19 protein-coding genes are annotated in these 18,329 nt (G+C 74.4%); 8 read left to right on the forward strand and 11 right to left on the reverse strand.

What is annotated here, in order from left to right; genetic code table 11:
- Positions 1–7: 7 nt before the first annotated feature.
- A complete protein-coding gene (locus tag ACLWS4_RS10220; RefSeq protein WP_049652830.1) occupies positions 8–949 on the reverse strand; it encodes an STM4015 family protein in 942 nt (313 codons plus the stop codon).
- A gap of 82 nt (positions 950–1,031) precedes the next feature.
- Positions 1,032–2,009: an STM4015 family protein gene (locus ACLWS4_RS10225; protein WP_388046565.1), complete on the reverse strand. Its 978-nt coding sequence runs from the start codon at positions 2,007–2,009 to the stop codon at positions 1,032–1,034.
- 201 nt (positions 2,010–2,210) lie between these two features.
- On the opposite strand from ACLWS4_RS10225, the gene ACLWS4_RS10230 reads away from it, so the two are divergent.
- The 4 genes from ACLWS4_RS10230 (at position 2,211) to ACLWS4_RS10245 (ending at position 5,911) form a co-directional block, all read left to right on the forward strand.
- On the forward strand, positions 2,211–2,537 hold the full coding sequence (locus tag ACLWS4_RS10230) for a hypothetical protein (protein WP_049652826.1): 327 nt from the start codon (positions 2,211–2,213) through the stop codon (positions 2,535–2,537).
- A 128-nt stretch (positions 2,538–2,665) separates the two neighbouring features.
- Positions 2,666–3,784 carry a DUF6745 domain-containing protein gene (locus ACLWS4_RS10235; protein WP_416873857.1) on the forward strand — a complete coding sequence of 373 codons (1,119 nt, stop codon included), beginning with the start codon at positions 2,666–2,668 and terminating at the stop codon, positions 3,782–3,784.
- A gap of 115 nt (positions 3,785–3,899) precedes the next feature.
- A complete protein-coding gene (locus tag ACLWS4_RS10240) occupies positions 3,900–4,697 on the forward strand; it encodes a MerR family transcriptional regulator (protein WP_375873813.1) in 798 nt (265 codons plus the stop codon).
- Positions 4,694–5,911, forward strand: a complete 1,218-nt coding sequence (locus ACLWS4_RS10245) for a glycosyltransferase (RefSeq protein WP_416873858.1) — start codon at positions 4,694–4,696, stop codon at positions 5,909–5,911. Before ACLWS4_RS10240 ends, ACLWS4_RS10245 begins: the two co-directional genes overlap by 4 nt.
- Before the next feature lie 39 nt (positions 5,912–5,950).
- Here the strand turns inward: ACLWS4_RS10245 and ACLWS4_RS10250 are convergent, their stop codons facing one another.
- From ACLWS4_RS10250 to ACLWS4_RS10270, 5 genes are all read right to left on the reverse strand, one after another.
- Positions 5,951–6,589, reverse strand: coding sequence for a VC0807 family protein (locus ACLWS4_RS10250; RefSeq protein WP_416873859.1), 639 nt, complete (start codon positions 6,587–6,589; stop codon positions 5,951–5,953).
- On the reverse strand, positions 6,586–7,248 hold the full coding sequence (locus ACLWS4_RS10255; protein ID WP_416873860.1) for a TetR/AcrR family transcriptional regulator: 663 nt from the start codon (positions 7,246–7,248) through the stop codon (positions 6,586–6,588). The genes ACLWS4_RS10250 and ACLWS4_RS10255 overlap by 4 nt, the downstream gene beginning before the upstream one ends.
- A 9-nt stretch (positions 7,249–7,257) precedes the next feature.
- A complete protein-coding gene (locus ACLWS4_RS10260) occupies positions 7,258–8,100 on the reverse strand; it encodes a class I SAM-dependent methyltransferase (RefSeq protein ID WP_416873861.1) in 843 nt (280 codons plus the stop codon).
- Between the two features lie 607 nt (positions 8,101–8,707).
- Positions 8,708–9,376 carry a tetratricopeptide repeat protein gene (locus ACLWS4_RS10265; protein WP_416873862.1) on the reverse strand — a complete coding sequence of 223 codons (669 nt, stop codon included), beginning with the start codon at positions 9,374–9,376 and terminating at the stop codon, positions 8,708–8,710.
- An 81-nt stretch (positions 9,377–9,457) separates the two neighbouring features.
- On the reverse strand, positions 9,458–9,949 hold the full coding sequence (locus ACLWS4_RS10270) for a GNAT family N-acetyltransferase (RefSeq protein ID WP_074004827.1): 492 nt from the start codon (positions 9,947–9,949) through the stop codon (positions 9,458–9,460).
- A gap of 98 nt (positions 9,950–10,047) precedes the next feature.
- Between ACLWS4_RS10270 and ACLWS4_RS10275 the strand changes: the two genes are divergently transcribed.
- Entirely contained in the window at positions 10,048–10,977 is a 930-nt protein-coding gene (locus ACLWS4_RS10275) for a LysR family transcriptional regulator (RefSeq protein ID WP_416873863.1), read from the forward strand.
- A 182-nt stretch (positions 10,978–11,159) separates the two neighbouring features.
- Positions 11,160–11,549 carry a DUF4259 domain-containing protein gene (locus ACLWS4_RS10280; protein ID WP_380737130.1) on the forward strand — a complete coding sequence of 130 codons (390 nt, stop codon included), beginning with the start codon at positions 11,160–11,162 and terminating at the stop codon, positions 11,547–11,549.
- Between the two features lie 91 nt (positions 11,550–11,640).
- On the opposite strand, the gene ACLWS4_RS10285 is transcribed toward ACLWS4_RS10280, so the two are convergent.
- From ACLWS4_RS10285 to ACLWS4_RS10295, 3 genes are all read right to left on the reverse strand, one after another.
- A complete protein-coding gene (locus ACLWS4_RS10285) occupies positions 11,641–13,083 on the reverse strand; it encodes a SulP family inorganic anion transporter (RefSeq protein WP_259317029.1) in 1,443 nt (480 codons plus the stop codon).
- A 161-nt stretch (positions 13,084–13,244) separates the two neighbouring features.
- Positions 13,245–13,847 carry a carbonic anhydrase gene (locus tag ACLWS4_RS10290; protein ID WP_416873864.1) on the reverse strand — a complete coding sequence of 201 codons (603 nt, stop codon included), beginning with the start codon at positions 13,845–13,847 and terminating at the stop codon, positions 13,245–13,247.
- A gap of 199 nt (positions 13,848–14,046) precedes the next feature.
- On the reverse strand, positions 14,047–14,409 hold the full coding sequence (locus ACLWS4_RS10295; RefSeq protein WP_074004824.1) for a hypothetical protein: 363 nt from the start codon (positions 14,407–14,409) through the stop codon (positions 14,047–14,049).
- Positions 14,410–14,673: 264 nt separating this feature from the next.
- Between ACLWS4_RS10295 and ACLWS4_RS10300 the strand changes: the two genes are divergently transcribed.
- A complete protein-coding gene (locus ACLWS4_RS10300) occupies positions 14,674–15,435 on the forward strand; it encodes a class I SAM-dependent methyltransferase (protein WP_416873865.1) in 762 nt (253 codons plus the stop codon).
- A 55-nt stretch (positions 15,436–15,490) separates the two neighbouring features.
- On the opposite strand, the gene ACLWS4_RS10305 is transcribed toward ACLWS4_RS10300, so the two are convergent.
- Positions 15,491–17,092, reverse strand: a complete 1,602-nt coding sequence (locus tag ACLWS4_RS10305) for an ABC-F family ATP-binding cassette domain-containing protein (RefSeq protein ID WP_380737783.1) — start codon at positions 17,090–17,092, stop codon at positions 15,491–15,493.
- Between the two features lie 258 nt (positions 17,093–17,350).
- Here ACLWS4_RS10305 and ACLWS4_RS10310 point away from each other — a divergent pair, with 258 nt between their 5' ends.
- On the forward strand, positions 17,351–18,265 hold the full coding sequence (locus ACLWS4_RS10310; protein WP_380737781.1) for an ATP-grasp domain-containing protein: 915 nt from the start codon (positions 17,351–17,353) through the stop codon (positions 18,263–18,265).
- The last annotated feature ends 64 nt before the right edge of the window (positions 18,266–18,329 follow it).

An 18,329-nucleotide genomic window follows, 5' to 3' on the forward strand; every position in this document is an offset into this window, starting at 1 on the left:
CGCCCGCCTACTCGGAGACCGAGACGTAGCGGTCGTCCTCGTCGTCCGGGTCGTCACCCTCGGCCTCGTCGAGGTCGAGCCCGACCCCGGGCAGGGCCTCGGACAGACGCTCCTGCATCGCGTCGCTCAGGTAGTGGTGGTGCAGGTCGAGGGAGTTCAGGTGGGTGAGGGGCTGGCCCTCCAGCAAGGCGGTGGCGCCCTCGTCCGTCAGCACGCCCATGGAGAGGTCGAGGGACTCCAACCGGGCCACTATCGGGGCGTGGGCGAGGGCGGCGGCGATCTCGTCCTGGAACTCGCTGTTGGACAGCCCGAGGTGGCGCAGCTCCGGCAGCCGGGAGCCGTCCAGGAACGGCGCCAGGTCGTCCATCGTGGCGTCACCGCCGTACTCGTCCACGCCGAGCCAGAGGTCCAGACGCTCCAGTGCGGGCAGCTCGGAGGCGGCCACCGCGCGCACCACGGTGGCCGGCAGTCCGCCGGACTCGAAGCGCAGGCTGGTCAGGGCGTCGTGACGGACCGGATCCAGGCCGAGGTCCGTACCGCCGCGCACGGCCAGCGACTTCAGCGCGGGGAAGGCGGCCAGCAGCGGGGTGACGTCGTCCATCACCAGCCAGGAGACCTCGCACTCGTCGTAGGTCACCTCGGCGAGGAACAGCGCCTCCAGGGCGGGCAGGCGCCCGGCCTCGGCCGTGAGGGCCTCGATCACCGGGCCGACGGAGCCGTAGCCCTCGGCCCCGTTCCACCAGGGACCGATCACCAGGGCACGGACGCTCGCCGGATCGACGTCCTGGAGGAAGGACTGCCAGAGCTGGGCGAAGTCCTGCTCGGAGCGGTACGCGAGGGCGAGCCGCCAGGCGACGCTGTCGGCGGCGGGCCGCGGCCGGGTGTCGTCGGGGGCGAACTCGTGGATCGGCAGCTCGTGGAAGCGTTCGATGTGGCGGGAGATGGACATGTCGGATCCTGGTCGGTCGGGGTGGACGAGTACGCGGGCGGTCGGGCTGTCGGGCGATCAGGCGGGCGCGGGGCGTTGACGACTACTCGGCCACGGCCACGTAGCGCCACTGGTCGTCGGGCTTGCCGGGCTCGGAGAGGTCGACCTCGACACCGGCCAGGGCCTGACGCAGGCGCTGCTGCATCTCCTCGGTGAGGTAGTGGTGGTGCAGGTCGAGGGAGCGCAGGTGGGTGAGGGGCTGGCCCTCCAGCAGTGCGGTGGCGCCCTGGTCGGTCAGCACACCCATGGAGAGCCTGAGCGACTCCAGCCGGGCGACCACGGGCGCGTGTGCCACGGCGGCCGCGATGTCGTCCTGGAACTCGCTGTTCTGGAGGCCGAGGTGGCGCAGCTTGGGGAAGCGGGTGCCGTCCAGGAACAGCGCGACGTCGGCCATCGTCGCGTCGCCGCCGTAGTTGTCCACGCCCAGCCAGAGCTCCAGCCGCTCCAGGGCGGGGAAGTCACAGCCGGCCACCGAGCGCACGACCGAGCCCGGCAGGCCGCCGGCCTCGAAGCGCAGCGCCTCGAGCGCCTCGTGCCGCAGCGGCTTCAGGGCCAGACCGCCCTTGCCGTCCCAGTCCTGCGAGGCCCCGCGGACCACCAGCTCGGCCAGCCGCGGGAAGGCCGTCAGCAGCGGCGTGATGTCGCACTGCTGGATCCAGGAGATCTCGCACTCCTCGAAGGTGATGTCGCCGACGAACAGGGCGCGCAGGGCGGGCAGCCGGCCGGCGGCGGCGACGATCGCCTCCATCGGCTCCTGGAAGCCCTCCGGCTCCTCCGGGGACCACTGGCCGATCACCAGGGCGGTGACCCGCTCGGTGTCGACGGCACCGAGGAACTGCTCCCAGCGTTCGGCGAACGTCGCCTCGGACTCGTAGTCGAGCTTGACCCGCCAGGCGGCCGAGGCCGCGTCAGGCAGTTCGAGGGCGCCCGATCCGCCCTTCTCCTCGGCCTCCTCCAAGGCCTCGACGAAGTCGAAGACGGGAAGGCCGTGGAACCGCTCGATGTGGTCGTTGACAGTCATGCGCTGCTCCTCTGGGGTCGGGGCCGAACAACTGTCTACCAGCCGGGACTGACAATCCGGCGGCCGGGTCGCCGCCCGGGCGCGTTGTCAGACCCTTGCTCTATGTTCGGGTCCTGGCTCCGGAGAGTGACCGCGGCGGACGCGGCGGAGCCATGGGTTCCGGCGTCCGCCGGAGCCCCTCCGTACGGCGAGGGAGGACTGATGTACCGCCAGGGCGATGTGCTGATTGTGCCGGTAGAGGAGGGCGCGGTGCCGCCGAGGGTGGTGGAGCTGGCCGTGCAGCCCCGGGACGCGCGGGGCCGGATGGTGCTCGCGCTCGGCGAGGTCACCGGGCACGCGCACGCCGTGGTCGGCCCCGGCGAGCTGCGCCGGGAGACCGGGCCGTTCGGCGCGGGCTGGCTGCACCTGCCCGAGGGCGGCCGGGTGGTGCACGAGGAGCACGCGGCGATACCGCTGCCCAAGGGCTGGTACCGGGTGGTCCGCCAGCGAGAGTACGTGCCGGGTGCGGTGCGGATGGTCGCGGACTGACGACCGCTCCGCCCGCCGTACGGGGGTCGGCGGGCGGGTGCGGACACGAGGGCGGAGCGCGGCCGTGACCGCGGCACGGAACGGGAACGGACGGCCGGGCGGGGAGCCCGGCCGGGAACGGAGCAGGGATGGAGACGGTGATCCACGACGAGGTCCACGGCGACCGGGCGCAGGCGCGGGAGCTGCCCGGGCCGGTCGAGGTGACGGCCCGCTGGCGGGCGGCCGCGGCGGCCACCGGAGCGGGCGACCGGGCGGCGGCCGAGCGCGCCGTCCGGGCCGCCTACCGGGCGGCCGGGCTGCCCGAGCCCACGGCGATCCGGTGGTTCGGCTCGCCGCTCGCCGCGACCGGGGCGGCGCTGGAGCTGCGGGCCGCCGGGGCGGAGAGCGTGCGCGAGGCCGTGCGCACCAAGCCCTGGGAGGAGGCCAGGCGGCGGGCCGTCGAGCAGGTCGGCGCCGCCGGGTGGGCGGGCCACTGGGCGCTCACCGGGGGCGAGCTCGGCCCGGTCACCACCCCGCTCGCCGACCGGCTGCGCAACGCGGTGCTCGACCGGCTCGCCCCCGAGGCCGACCGGGAGGCCGACGCCGCGGTGGCCGAGGAGGCCCGGGCCCGTCGCACCACCGTCCGGCTCGCGCTGCTGGACGCCGTGCGCGGCCAGCACGACGCGCCGTGGTTCGCCGCCTTCGAGGCCGCCGGGGCGAGCGCCGACGCCGTCGCACCACTGGCCGAGCTGGCCCGGGAGGTCGGCTGGTGGTGGCCGTACCGGGACGTGGCCCTGCTCAGCGAACGGCCGGCCGGCCTGCACCGCGACGAGGCCGGGCGGCTCGACCGGGCGGACGGGCCCGCCCTGGAGTACGCCGACGGCTTCGCCCTGCACGCCTGGCGCGGCATGCCCGTCCCGCCGGAGTTCCTGGCCGGCCTGGCCGAGGTGACGGCCGAGCGGATCCGCACCGAGGAGAACGCCGAGCTGCGCCGCGTCCTGCTGGAGCACTACGGCTACGAGCGCTACCTGGCCGACTCCGGCGCCGAGCCCGTCCACCGGGACGAGACCGGCGTGCTCTGGCGGATCGTCCTGCCCGAGGACGAGCCGGTGGTGATGGTCGAGGTGGTCAACTCCACGCCCGAGCCGGACGGCACCCACCGCACCTACTGGCTGCGCGTCCCCCCGAGCACCCGCACCGCGCGAGCCGGGGTCGCCTGGACCTTCGGCATACCCGAGACCGCCTACCACCCGCAGCGCGAGACCTGACCGAGGACGCCGCCCGGCATCCGGAGCAGGCCCCTGAGCTGCGCGTGTTGACCCTTACCCCACGTCAGGCCGCACGGTGGGGGCGCAGCGAACGCACGGATGATCGGAGGGACGCATGAGCTGGTCGGTGGGCCAGGTCTCCGGCTTCGCCGGGGTCACGATCCGGACCCTGCACTACTACGACCGGTCCGGGCTGCTCACGCCCAGTGAGCGAAGCCCGGCCGGCTACCGGCTCTACAACGGCGCGGACCTCGCCAGGCTCCAGCAGATCCTGTTCTACCGGGAACTCGGCTTCCCGCTCGACGAGATCGCCGACATCCTGGCGGACCCGCAGGCCAACGCCCTCGACCACCTGCTGGCGAGACGACACGCCCTCACCGAGCAGATCGCCCGGCTGCAGAAGCTGGTCGACGTCGCCGAGCGGGCCATCGAGGTCCAGCGCACCGGGGTCGAGCTGAGTCCGGAGGAGCGCTTCGAGGTCTTCGGGGACGTCGTCTTCGACCTCAGCTACGCGGCCGACGCCCACCTCAAGTGGGGCGAGCGGGACAGCCACCAGGAGGCCCTGGCCCGCGCCGCCACCCACTCCAAGGAGGACTGGCGGCAGCTGATGGCGGAGGCCGCGGAGTGGCGCGGCCGACTGCTGGAGGCCTTCGACCGGGCACTGCCGGTCGACCACCGGACGGTGCTGGACCTCGCCGAGCAGCACCGGCAGCACATCACCCGGTGGTTCACGCCCTGCCCACCGGAGATGCACTGCCGGATCGCCGACGACTACGAGGCGGACGCCCGCGCCTTCGCCCTCGTCGTCCCGCCGGCCGAGCAGCGCCCGGGGTTGGCCGGCTACCTCCGTGCGGCGATCGGCGCCAACGCCGAGCGGCGCAGCGGGAGCGACCCCGAGGAGGCGGCCCGATGAGAATCCTCGTCACGGCCGCCGGATCGCACGGCGACGTCGCCCCCTACACCGGTCTCGGGGCGTACCTGCGCGGTGCGGGGCACGAGGTCGCGCTCGCGGCGCCCGAGACCTTCCGCGAGCTGGTGGCCGGCAGCGGCCTCGACTTCCGCCCGCTCCCGGTCGATCCGCGCGGGGCGGGCACCGGTCCGACGGGCGGGCGCTCCGAACTGCTCGCGCGGGCCGCGGCGTTCATCGGGAAGCTGGGTGACGGGCTCGCGGACGCCGCCGCACCCGGAGCCGATCTACTCCTGCTGAGCACCACCACCGCGCCGCTGGGTTGGCACCTCGCGGAGGCGATGGGCGTCCCCAGCATCGGGGTCTACCTGCAACCCACGCTGCCGACGCGGGAGTTCCCGCCGGTCGTCGGGGGCGGCCGCTCGCTGGGGAGCTGGGGCAACCGGGCGGCGGGAGCGCTCGGCCAACGGGTCGTCGACCGCCTGCACACCGGGGCCGCACACCGGCTGCGGTCGCGGCTGGGCCTCCCGGCGCTCTCCCAGACCGCGCGCCGGCGGGCCGTGGAGCGGGCGTACTGGCCGGTGCTGCACGGCTTCAGCCCGACCCTCGTTCCGCGCCCGGCCGACTGGCGGCAGGGGCTGCGGGTGGTCGGCAACTGGTGGCCGTACGTGGCGGAGGACTACGGCCTCCCGGCCGAGGTCGAGGACTTCCTGCGGGCAGGGCCGCCGCCGGTGTTCATCGGCTTCGGCAGCATGGCGGCGGGGCAGGGCGAGCGGCTGAGCGCCCTGGCGGTGGAGGCCCTGCGGCGGGCGGGAGCCCGGGGCGTGGTGCAGGCCGGCTGGGCCGGGATCGCCGGGGAGGGCGACGACGTGCTGACGGTCGGCGAACTGCCGCACTCCCGGCTCTTCCCGCGCATGGCGGCGGTCGTGCACCACGCGGGTGCGGGCACGGCGGCTGCGACGCTGCGCGCGGGCGTGCCGAGCATCCCGGTCCCGGTGACGGCGGACCAGCCGTTCTGGGCCGACCGGCTCCGCCGGCTCGGTGCCGCCACCGCTCCCGTCCGGTTCACGGACCTGACCGCCGACCGGCTGGCGCAGGCCATCCGTCAGGCCGTCGAGGAGCGGCGACTGCGGGAACGGGCGCAGGAGGCGGCCCGCGCCCTGGCGAAGGAGGACGGCGCGGGCCGGGTCGCGGAGGCGGTGGTGGCGTTGGGCGGGTAGCGGAGGAAGCGCGGACGGCCCGGCCCGGCCCCGTTCCGGTCAGGCCCGCAGGCCGTGGCGCCTGGTGTACCGGAGGTGGAAGACGAGCAGCGGCGCGGCGATCACCGGCCAGCACAGGTTCATGGCCGCCGGGGCGGTGTCGATGGGAAGGAGGTACGCGAAGGCCAGTTGGGCAAGGGCGTTGAGCAGGCTGGCCGCGCCCCAGACCGCGGTGAGCACCCGGACGCCGTGACGGAACGCGGAGTCCTGCTCCCAGCGTGCCTCCCAGGCACGCAGCCCGTCCTCGCCCGCCTTGGCCTGCACGAAGGAGCGGAAGACCACCATCAGAGCCGGACGCCCGTAGCCGACGGAGGCCAGCAGCCAGATCCCGAGGAGCCCGCCGAGCATGCCCGTCCAGGCCTCGCGGATCAGCAGGGTGCGGGCGTCCCCGGTGAGAATCGAGAGCACCAGACCGAGGGCGATCATGCTGAGGATCAGCAGGGCCAGGAAGTCGACGTGGCGGGTTCGGACCAGCCGTACCACCACGGTGACCGCAGGTACGGCGGCGGACCACAGCAGGGCCCACCACTGGTCCGCGCCTGCCGAGCGCAGCCCGTAGTAGACGGCGAGAGGAAGGACGAGATCGATCAGCAGGGGTAAGAGGAGGGCGGTTCGGCGCGGGGCGGCGTGGAGGGTCACTTCGTCTCCTCGGTCCCGGTCCCGGCCTCGGTCCCCGTCGCGAGGGCGAAGAGGGTGACCAGCTCGCGCCCGTAGGCGCGGACGTCGAAGTCGTCCCCGGCGGACAGCCGGTTGGCGGCCGCATCGATCGAGGCGCGGATCGCCAGGGCCATCGCCTCGGGGTCGAACGGCCGGAAGTCACCGCTGAGCTGTCCGTCCCGCAGGTGTCGGACCAGCAGCGAGACGGGGGTGTCGAAGCCGGCGGAGCTGACCAGCGGGCTGCCGTCCTCCCGGCGGGCGTTGGCGAGGACGTCCACCAGCGCCCGTACCTCGACCGGGTGTTCCGCCAGGAACTCCAGGTTCGCCTCGATGTAGGCGGCCAGCTGCGCGGCGGGCGCGGGCCGGGCATGGATGCGCGGCTGCATGAAGGCCTGCGCCGACTCCTGGACGGAGTCGACGAGGGCCTGGAAGAGGTCCTCCTTGTCCTGGAAGTGGTACGAGATCAGCCGCACGCTGGAGAGCTTCGCCCGCTTGGCGATCTGCGCGAACGAGGCTCGGGCGTAGCCGAGTTCGGCGACGGTCCCGATCGCGGCGGTGACGATCTGGGCGCGTCGGGCATCAGTGGTGACGCTCCGGCCTGAGGCGGGAGCGGCAGGAGAGGAGTCAGGAATTACTCGCATGAGTAAAAATTAACATGGATCGGCAAAAGTGGAGGCGCAAAAGGGCCCTGCCACGGCAGGCCGCCGCGTCCGCGCAGGTCGGGGCGTCCGGGCGATCAGGACGGGCTGGAAGAAGCCGGTGTCGGCGGGCTGCTCCCAGCGGATGCCGGCCAGGCCGGCCTCGGCGGCGAGGGTGCTCAGCTCGTCCTGGGTGAGCGCCCAGTACGTGGAGCGGCGGACCGCGACCCGCCACTCGTCGGCCTCGTCCGGCAGCAGCCGGAAGAGCTCCAGGTCGTACCGCTCGCCGTCCTCGTGCCACTGCCAGAGCTGGAAGACGACCGACCGCCGGCCGCTGTGCTCGGCGGTCTGCGGCGGAGTGGAGGCGGGCCGGGTGCGGCGCAGTTCGTCGTACGGGCGGGTGGTGACCAGGAGCAGTCCGCCCGGGCGCAGGACCCGTCGCATCTCACCGAGCGCGGCGCGGACGTCCTCGGCCGTGAGCAGGTGGGGCAGCGCGTTGTCGGCGCAGACGACGACGTCGAACCGGCCATCTGGGAAGGGGAGTTCCCGCATGTCGGCGGCGGCGGTGGGCAGCCGGAGTCCGCGCTCGGCGGCCTCGGCGGTGGCGCGGGCGGCGGCGACCGGGCTGAGGTCGGTGCCGGTGACGCGGTGGCCGAGGGCGGCCAGACCGATCGCCTGGGTGCCGATGCCGCAGGCGCAGTCCAGCACCTCGGCGGGGCCGTCGCCGAGAGCCGCGCGGACCACGGTGTCCAGCGCGGAGCCCTGACGGGCGAGCGAGGCGTTCCAGTCGGCGTAGAGGAGGTGGTAGTCGTCGGCGAAATCGTCGTAGAAGCGGCCGAGGGCGGACTGGCTCATGGTGTCAGGACCTCCAGGGGGGCGTCGGCGGGAGCGGCAACGGTCCGCCGTGGCGCCATCATGGCGCGGCCGTACCCGCGGCGAGTACCCGTTTTTCGGGGCCGTCACGGAACCGCCGAGAGGTGGGGGCGGGGAACGGTGGCCGCTGGACGGCCGGCCGATCCACCGGCAGGACGGTGCCTACGCCGCCGTGATGCGGACCGATGCGGACGAGTGCGCCTTCGACCAGCTGGTCGTCGACGCCCAGATCGAGGCCGTGTCCGTGGACGGTTGGGACTTCTCCTGGCTGGGGGCCCGGGCGGGCTACCGGTGGTGCCAGTCGGGCGGCTGGGCACGGCGGCAGGGACCCTGGACGTCCAGACCGGTGACGGTGAGGTGCCTGCGGGCACCGGGCGGCTGGACGGGCGCCCGTCCGTGCTCGTCGCCACCGAGCCCTGGTCGCCGAACCCGGACCGCGCCACGTGGTTGCTGAACCCGCTGGGCGCGGGGGCTGCCGAGCATGCGTAGCGGCCGCAGCGGGGCTCGGACCGGGCTCGACGTCGTGGTTCCTGCCCGACCCCGGGCGGTCAGGGGTGGGGTTCCGGGTGGCTCGCCCGGTGGCAGGCTGTCAGGAGGTGACGGCGCCCGGGCGGTTCAGGTCGGCCCGAGTCCTCAGGAACCCGAGGTACTTGGGGTCGTCCTCCTCGAAGATCTCGGGCCCGCCTCCCATGAAGGCCCTGATCAGCTCGTCCGCGGCGCGGTCGTGGTCGCCCAGTTCGAAGGCGGTCTGGCCCAACCGTAGGTGGACGTACGGATTGCCGAGTCCGTCGGGGCACTGGACCGCGTTGTGGAAGCACTTGTAGGCCCTGTCGTGGACGCCCAGTCGGAAGTGCACGTCTCCGATCGCGACGTAGATCCAGGTCGCGGCCGCCCATGCGCGGTGGTCGCCCGGCAACAGCCGAAGGGCTTCGAGGTAGCGCTGCTTGGCCTCGGCGAACTCTCCCAGTCCGACCAGCGCATCACCCTCCTGGCACAGGGCCCTGATCTCCGTACGAATCCCGTCGGGCAACTCCATGGCCGTCCCCCCGTCCTGAGGTGCTTCGCGCGCACCGGGCGCGTCACGTTCCTCGATGCGCCCGAACCCCGGGCCGTGATCGTACCGGTGGGCTGCCGGGCCGCTGCCACGGCCGCCGTCGCTACCGAAGGGCCCGTCGCTGCCGAAGGGCCCGTCGCCGCCGACGACGGCACCGCTGGGCCACGAGTCACCGCCGTCACGACCGTGGTGACCACCGTCCATGCCGACCTCCTCCGTTCACGCGTCCGTCCGCACCGCGGGCGCGGGCACAGGCGCGGGCGGTACGGACGGGCGGCACGGGCCTCAGCCCAGTTCCATCAGTATGTCGGCGCGGGCGTAGTAGTCGGCCACCGGGAGCCGGTCGCGGGTGATCCTGACGAACCCGGCGTCCTCGTAGAGGTGGACGGCGGGGGCCAGCCTGCTGTTGGTGCCGAGGAACAGCCTGGTCCCGCCGAGTTCGCGGGCCCGGTCGATCGCGGCGGCCACGAGCAGGCGGCCGATGCCACGCCCCTGCGCGTCGGGGTCCACGGCCATCTTCGCCAGTTCGAACACGGCGTCGGGGTGGGCCAGGAGCGCCACGCAGCCCACGACGGTTCCGCTGTCCGGCTCGCGGGCCAGGAGCACGTCGCCGCCCGGGTCGACGATGCGGCCGAACGGATCCCCGAGCACGGCTCGGTCCGCCTCCTCCAGGGTGAACAGTCGCGCGATCCACTCCTCGTTCAGCGTGCGGAACGCCTCGGCGTCGCTCGGCGAGGCGATCGAGGAGACCACGGGCGGGGTTGAGGCGTACGGCACGGGGCGGGTTCCTTCCCTGGACGGCACCACGTCAGCCTGCGGCCGCGCCCACCCAGGTGTCCAATACGTACGCCGGCCGCCATCCATAGGCTGGAGATATGGATCAGCGACTCGAGCTCCGGCACCTGCGGTACTTCCTGGCGCTGGCCGAGGAGTTGCACTTCGGTCGTGCCGCCCGGCTGCTGCACATCGCCCAGCCGGCCCTGTCCCAGCAGATCAGGCAGTTGGAGAGGATCGTCGGTGTCGAGCTGTTCCGGCGGACCTCCCGGAGCGTCCACCTCACGGACGCCGGAGTGACGTTCCGGCCGCGGGCGAGGGACATCCTGGGCCGGCTGGCCGCCGATCTGGACGAGGCCGGCCGGGTCGGCCGCGGTGAGGCGGGCCGCCTGGACGTCGCCTTCATCACCTCCGCCACCGCGATCGTCAGTGAACGGCTCCGCGCCTTCTCGCTCCGCCGCCCGGACGTCCAGGTCAGGCTCCACGACGGCTTCACCGTCGACGTCCTGACAGCCCTGGAACGCGGCACGGCCGACATCGGGATCGTCCGGGACGCCGAGGAGCGCGACGACATCGACCTCGCCCTCCTGGCGACGGAACGGTTCGTCGCGGTCGTCCCCGCCGACCACCCCGCCGCGCGGGGGGAGCGGGTGCAACCGGCGGCGCTGGCCGCCGACCCCCTGATCCTCTTCCCGCGCTCGGCGGGGGCCCGCGCCTTCGACGTGAACACCCGGCCGATCCGGGACACCGGCAACGAGGTCCGGGTCGCGCAGGAGTGCTCGAACTGGCACACCATCACCATGCTGGTCGCCGCCGGTCTGGGCGTCACCATCGCCCCCCACAGCGTCACCACGCTGCTCCCCGAGGGCGCCCGGAGCCTCGAACTCGACGGTGCCTCCGCCGTGAGCCGGGTCTTCCTGGCCACCCGCCGGGGAGACGACCGCCCCCTCGTGCGGGCCTTCGTCGCGGTGTCCGAATCCGTGGCGGGCCGGGGTGAACGGTCGAACGGCGGGGGAGCGTGGGCCCGTTGAGCGGTCCGGTTCCTCGGTCGCCGGAAGGCCCCGTCGGTGTCTCCGGAGCCGGAGCCGGAGCCGTCGCCCGAGCCCGAGCCGTCGCCGGAGCCGTCGCCGCGACCGGACGGGCCGCCCGGCGGTGTCAGTGCCGCCTGCTTCGATGGCGGGGACAGACGGCGGCACCCTTCAGAGGAGACCTCGTGGGCACGTGGGGCAGTGGGAACTTCGAGAGCGACACGGCGCTGGACCACCTGTCGGTCCTCATCGACCGGCTCGTCACCGAGGTCGCCGAGGCGATGGCCGGCGATCCCGTCGAGCTCGAACCGGACGAGTACTGGGGCGTCGCCGTGCCGTGCAATCTGGAGCTGCTGCACGTCATGGCGCGGGCCGGCCACGGTGTCCACCAGCTGCCGGAAACCGACGTGATCACGGGCTGGAAGACGGCGTTCATGGCCGTCTGGGAGCGGACCGTCGACGACCTGGAACCCTCCCCGGGCTACAAGGACGAACGCCGGTCGGTACTCAACCGCACGTTCGACCAGCTGGCCGAGGTCACCGCCGGGGTCGGGGCGGAGGAGTCCGGACGGTAGCGGAACGCACGGCCGGCGCCGGCGGGGACACCGCGGCGGGTGGGCGGGGCGCTCCGTGAACCGCCCCGCCCACCCGCCGTCCGTCCGATCGTCAGGCGCTCATGACCAGTGGCGGTTTCAGCCGTACGTCGGTGCTGCCCCGTGCGGTGTGCTGGTCGGCCCAGGTGAGCAGGGCGCTGCGGCAGGCGTGGTCGAGGTGGCGCAGTTCGCTCCAGTCGAGGTCGACCGCGCGGTCCGTCGGCAGCGACTCCAGCGTGTCCAGCAGGCGGGGCAGCCGCAGGAAGGTGGCGTTGCCGCTCAGCCGGACCTGCAGCGGTCGACCGTCACCGTCGTCGGTGAGATCGATGTGCAACCGGGAGGTCTGCCAGGCGCTCTTGGCGACGGCGAGGGCCACCCCGAGCAGCACGCCCTCGAAGAGGTTGGTGACGACGATCGCGCCCGCGGTGGCGGTCAGCACCACGACCTCGCCGCGGTGTGCCCGCCACAGGTCCGCGCCCTGCCGCAGCGGGATCAGCTTGCCGCCGGCGTGGATGAGGACGCCGCCGAGGACGGCGAGCGGGATCAGTCCCAGGACGGCGGGCAGCAGTGCGGCGAACAGCAGCAGCCAGACACCGTGCAGGACGCGGGAGGTCCTGGTCCGGGCGCCGGCCTGGACGTTGGCGGCGCTGCGGACGATCACGGCGGTCATCGGCAGCGCGCCGAGCAGCCCGCACAGGGCGTTGCCGACGCCCTGGGAGGTGAGCTCCCGGTCGTAGTCGGTGCGGCGTCCGTCGTGCATCTGGTCGACCGCGGCGGCGCTGAACAGGCTCTCGGCGGAGGCGATGACGGCGAACGCGAGTACGGTGCCGAGGCCCGCCGCGCTCGCGACGGCCCCGAAGCCGTCCGCGGTCGGGACGGCGACGGCGCCGAGCAGGCCGTCCACGTCCACCCTGGGGACGTCCAGGTCGAACAGCGCGGTCGCACCGGCGGCGAGGGCGACCGCCGCCAGCGGGGCGGGCACCGCGCGGACGGGGCCGGGCAGCTTCTTCCAGCACATCAGCAGGGCCACCGTGGCGGCGGTCATGAGGACGGCGGTCATCGCGGCCCGGCCGGTCAGCCAGTCGCCGAGCAGTGCGGGGAGCCCGGCCACCTTGGCGGGGCCGGTGCCCGGCGCGGAGCGGCCCGAGACGGCGTACAGCTGGCCGAGGATCAGGATGAGACCGATCCCGGCGAGCATGCCGTGGACGACCGACAGGGAGATGGCGCGGAACCAGCGGCCCATCCGCAGCAGGCCCATCGTGACCTGGAGGACCCCGGCGGCGAGGACGAGGGGCCCCAGGGAGGCGAGCCCGAACTGCTGGACGGCGTCGTAGACGAGAACGGTCAGTCCGGCGGCCGGCCCGCTGACCTGGAGGCTGCTGCCGGGGAGCAGGCCGACGACCAGGCCGCCGACGATGCCGGTGATCAGGCCGCGTTCGGCCGGCACGCCGGAGGCGACGGCGACGCCCACGCAGAGCGGGACGGCCACCAGGAAGACGACCAGCGAGGCGGGCAGGTCCTGGCGCCAGTGCGCGAAGGGGCCGCGCGGCGCGGACGCGGCGGAACGGTCGGAGCCGTCGGGAACCCGGTTGCGGCCACGGGACCCGGAGCCGTCGGGAACCCGGTTGCGGCCACGGAGCCCGGAGCGGTCGGGGATGCGGTTGCGGTCGGGCGTGTTCACAGCGGCAGGAACCCCCGGTCCGAGCCGGCCAGGACGGTGCCGGTGTGCACCTCGTAGTACCAGCCGTGCAGGCGCAGGGTGCCCTCCGCCAGGCGGCGGGTCACGCCCGGGTAGGTGTGCAGTCGGTCGAGCTGGGCGAGCACGTTGCGCTGCACCGGCCCCGCGACGTCCGCCTCCTGGTCGTGGGCCGGAACGGGGGCGAGGTGGCGGGTCGGCGGAGCGGCGTGTTCGAGCCAGGTCCGCACGGCGGGGACGGGGGCCAGGTCCTCGGCCCGGACGAGGGCACCGATGGCCCCGCAGTGGGAGTGCCCGCAGACGATGATGTCGGGGACCCTGAGGATGTCGACGGCGTACTCGATGGTGGCCGCCTCACCGCTGGGGGCGGTGGTGTCGTAGGCGGGGACGATGTTCCCGGCGGTGCGCAGCTCGAACAGCTGCCCGGGGCGGGATCCGGTGATCAGGGCCGGAACCACGCGGGAGTCGGAGCAGGTGATGAACAGGGCTTCGGGGGCCTGCCCGGCCGAGAGCCGGCCGAGGTCGTGGCCGCCGGTGGCGAGCCGGTGCGGGAAGACGCGGGCGTGCGTCACGAGGGACTGCATGAGAGGTCTCCTTCTGCCCGCCCGGGTGGTGCCGGGCGGGCAGCTGCTGTCATGGGGCAGCGGCGGGCTGACGCGGGTGCGGCGGAGCGGTGCGCCGGTCCGGGCCGCGGATCGCCGGCCGAGGGCATGGCGGGGCCGCGCGTGCCCGTACCGGGCGCGCGCCGGATCGCGTGCGGGGAGCGTCAGCTCGCGGGAGCTGTCAGCAGCGGAACACCTGGAGGCGCGCGAGCGCGGCCGGTCTCGACCCGTTCGCTTCCGGTACCGGCCCGGTGGGCACCGTGGCGGGTGTGGCCGCGACGCCGGTGCCGACGGGGGCGAGGAGGGCCGTGCGGACGGCCGTGCCGCCGCACGCGCGGTGGCGGACCGCGGCCCGGCCGGTCAGGGACTCCGCGGCGTGGTGGGCCTTGCAGGTCGGGTCCCCCTCGGCAGCCGCCGCGGGTTTCGGCAGCGGCTCGGCGGCGTACGCCTGGGCGCCGGTCCCGAGGACGGCGAACAGGGCCGAGACGAGCGCGGCGAAGAGGAGGGCGAGCCGCTTGCCGCGCGAGATGCGCCGTGCCGTCACCGCCGCCTCCCCTCGGGTCCGTTGCCGATCACCGTTGTCCCCCAGCGTACCGACGGTGTGTAACCACGACGTTAGCTCCGGGCTCCGCCGAGGTGAGATTTCCCCAACATCGCGTGAAGGTTCTGTCAGGGCCAATCGAGCTTCTTCCACAGGAATATGAGGATCCGTCATCAATTTTCGGAAGCCGCGGCCGATGCAGTAGCCGGCGGCGCCCGCCGAGGGAATCCGCTGGCCGGGCGGTGGACCCGCCGTCATGATGCGGACATGCGTACCTTCGAAGAGCTGATCGCCGAGGCGGAGTCCGTGTCCGTGGACGGCTGGGACTTCTCCTGGCTGGAGGGCCGGGCGACCGAGGAGCGGCCCTCCTGGGGTTACCAGCGGCTGCTGGCCGGACGGCTGGGTGCGGCGACGGCGGCGCTGGACGTCCAGACCGGCGGGGGCGAGGTGCTCGCGGGCGCCGTACGGCTGGGCGGGCGGCCGCCCGTGCTCGCGGCCACCGAGTCCTGGCCGCCCAACCTGGCCCGCGCCACGCGGCTGCTGCACCCGCTGGGCGCGGTGGTGGTCGCGGACCCGGACGAGCCGCCGCTGCCGTTCGCCGACGGGGCCTTCGACCTGGTCAGCAGTCGGCACCCGGTGCGGGCCTGGTGGACGGAGATCGCCCGGGTGCTGCGCCCCGGTGGCACGTACTTCGCCCAGCACGTCGGCCCGGCGTCGGTCTTCGAGCTGGTCGAGTACTTCCTCGGGCCGCAGCCGGAGGCACGGGAGGGCCGCCGCCCCGAGGTGGAGGGTGCCGAGGCGCGGGCGGCCGGGCTGGAGGTGGTGGACCTGCGGTCCGAGCGGCTGCGGACGGAGTTCCGGGACATCGGCGCGGTGGTGTACTTCCTGCGCAAGGTGATCTGGATGGTCCCGGGGTTCACCGTCGAGGCCCACCGGGACCGGCTGCGCGAGCTGGACGGGCGGATCCGCGCCGACGGGCCGTTCGTCGCCCACTCGGCGCGCTTCCTGATCGAGGCGCGCAAGCCGTAGCCGGGCCGGGCCGGCCCGCCCGCCGGGAGGAAGCCAGGCGGGCGGGCACCGGTCCTCAGGACCGCGTGACCAGGTCCAGGTAGGTGTCGTGCCAGAGGTCCTCGTCGCCGTCCGGGAGGAGGAGCACGCGGTCCGGCCGGAGCGCCTCGATGGCGTCCGGGTCGTGGGTGACCATCACGATCGCGCCGGGGTAGCCGCCGACCGCGGCCAGGACCTCCGTGCGGGAGGCCGGGTCGAGGTTGTTGGTCGGCTCGTCGAGCAGCAGCACGTTGGCGCCGGAGTGCACCAGGGCGGCCAGGGCCAGCCGGGTCTTCTCGCCGCCGGACAGCACCCCGGCGGGCTTGTCGGCGTCGTCGCCGCGGAAGAGGAACGCGCCCAGCACGTGCCGCAGTTCGCCGTCGGTCAGGCCGGGCGCGGCCGCGGCGAGGTTGTCGCGCACGCTGAGCGCCGGGTCGAGGGTGTCGTGCTCCTGGGCGAAGTAGCCGAGCCGCAGGCCGGTGCCGGGGACGACGCGGCCGGCGTCCGGGGCCTCCCGGCCGGCCAGGACGCGCAGCAGGGTGGTCTTGCCGGCTCCGTTCGGGCCGAGCACGACCAGCCGGCTGCCGCGGTCCACGGCGAGGTCCAGGCCGGTCAGCACCGGCCGGCCGCCGTAGGACTTGGCGAGGCTGATCGCGCCCAGCGGCATCCGGCCGCACGGGGCGGGCTCGGGCAGCCGGATCCGGGCGGTGCGCTCGGCCTGCCGGACGGGTTCGAGCTCGGCGAGCATCCGGTCGGCCCGGCGGGCCATGCTGCGGGCGGTGGTCGCGGTGGCGACGTTGGCCCGCATCCGGTCGGCCTGGGTGTGCAGGGCGGCGGCCTTGCGCTCGGCGTTGGCGCGCTCCCGGGTGCGGCGGCGCTCGTCGGCGGCGCGCTGGTTCAGGTAGGTCTGCCAGCCGGTGTTGTGGACGTCGATCGTGGCGCGCTGCGGGTCCAGGTGGAAGACCCGGTTGACGGTCTCCTCGAGCAGTCCGAGGTCGTGGCTGATCAGGACCAGTCCGCCGCGGTGGGTGGCGAGGAAGCCGCGCAGCCAGGCGACGGAGTCGGCGTCCAGGTGGTTGGTCGGCTCGTCCAGCAGCAGGGTGCCGTGGTCGGCGAACAGGATGCGGGCCAGTTCGACCCGGCGGCGCTGACCGCCGGAGAGCGTGCCGACAGGGGAGTCCATCACCCGGGTGGGCAGGCCGATCCCGGCCGCGATCCGGGCCGCCTCGGCCTCGGCGGCGTAGCCGCCCCGGGACTGGAACCCGGCCTCGGCCCGGACGTACGCGTCCATCGCCCGGCGCTCCTCGGCGGGCGACCCGGCCCGGGCCATCGCGGCCTCGGCGGCGCGCACGGCGCGGACGGCGGCGTCCAGGCCGCGGGCGGACAGGACGCGGTCGGTGACGGTGGCCGACGGGTCGGCGGCGCGGGAGTCCTGCGGGAGGTAGCCGACGGCCCCGGTCCGGGTGACCGTGCCGGCGGCGGGCGCGAGCTGCCCGGCCAGGGTGGCGAGCAGGGTGGTCTTGCCGGCGCCGTTGCGGCCGACCAGGCCGATCCGGTCGCCGGGGGCGATGTGCAGGGTGACGTCGGACAGCAGCAGGCGGGCGCCGACGCGCACGTCGACACCACGGGTGGTGATCATGGGATAACGCTCCGAAAAAGCTTGCGGACACACGGGTTGCGTGGAAGTGGGTCCGCGAGCTAGGAGATTCGGGGCGTAGACATGTCGGGCAGGCTAGCGGGCGGGCGGAGCGGGCGCATCCGAATTAACCGGGCGACGAAGCGGACGGCTCGGAGCGGGGCGGCACGGTTGCGGATACCCGGTTTCGGCCACCCCGCCGGGCCGATGGCGCACGAGGCCGCCTTGTCGTGATCACGCCGCACTCGCTTGCATGTCCGCATGCCCCGACGCGATCTCGTACTCCTGACCGATCACAGCTCGACCGAAGGCAGTCGGCAGGTGCTCGCCGCCGCCGCCCGGACGCTGACCGGCCGGGAACCCGTACAGCTGGACGCCCGGCACTTCCTGACCGGCGGCAGCGGCCTGATCGAGGCCGACGACGCGGGCGGGTTCCGACTGGAGGCGGGCGGCCGGACGGTGACCGCCGAGACGGTGATCGTCTACGAGATCCCGCCGCACCGGCGCCGCGCGTTCGAGGACTTCCAGCGGCGGCTGCGCGGATTCGGCGCCCGCTCGCTCGGCACCGACGCCCAGGCGTGGCGGTCGGCCACCGAGAAGGACCTCACCGTCGCCCGCTTCGTCCGGGACGGCGTGCCGCACATGCCCAGCATCGCGCTCCGCGAGCCGAGCCCGGAGGCCGCCGCCGAGGCCTTCGCGGAACTCGGCGGCGACGTCTGGGCCCGGCCCTGCGTCGGGATGGGCGGCGACGACGTCTTCCACGTCACGACCCGCGCCCAGCTCGACGCCGCCGCGCGGCACTACGCGCGGGCGCCCTGGCTGCTCGCCCGTGACGCCCGCAACATCCTCCCGGACGGGCGCCGCCACCAGTACCGGGTGGTGGTGCTGCACGGGCGCGTGGTCCGGGTGGTCGAGCACGTCCAGGCGGACCCGGACGCGCCCTGCAACGAGAGCCGGGGGGCCGTCTCCACCGTGCTCGACTACGCCGAACTGCCGGACGGGCTCGCGGAGTCGGCCGTCGCGGCGGCCGCCTCCCTGGGGCTCGACCTGGCCGGGGTGGACCTCGCGGCCGAGAGCGGCGGCGTGGTCTTCGAGGTCAACGTCCACCCCGCCTTCGGCCTGCGCGGCCTGGAACAGGTGGCGCTGCCGTACGTCGCCGCGCACCTCGGGGCGTAGCGCTCCGGAGCGCTGCGCACCTCGGGATGCAGCGCTCCGGAGCGCCGCGCCGGCGCCGCGCCCC

It is taken from the genome of Kitasatospora sp. SC0581 (assembly GCF_048159585.1).
GTDB lineage: Bacteria > Actinomycetota > Actinomycetes > Streptomycetales > Streptomycetaceae > Kitasatospora.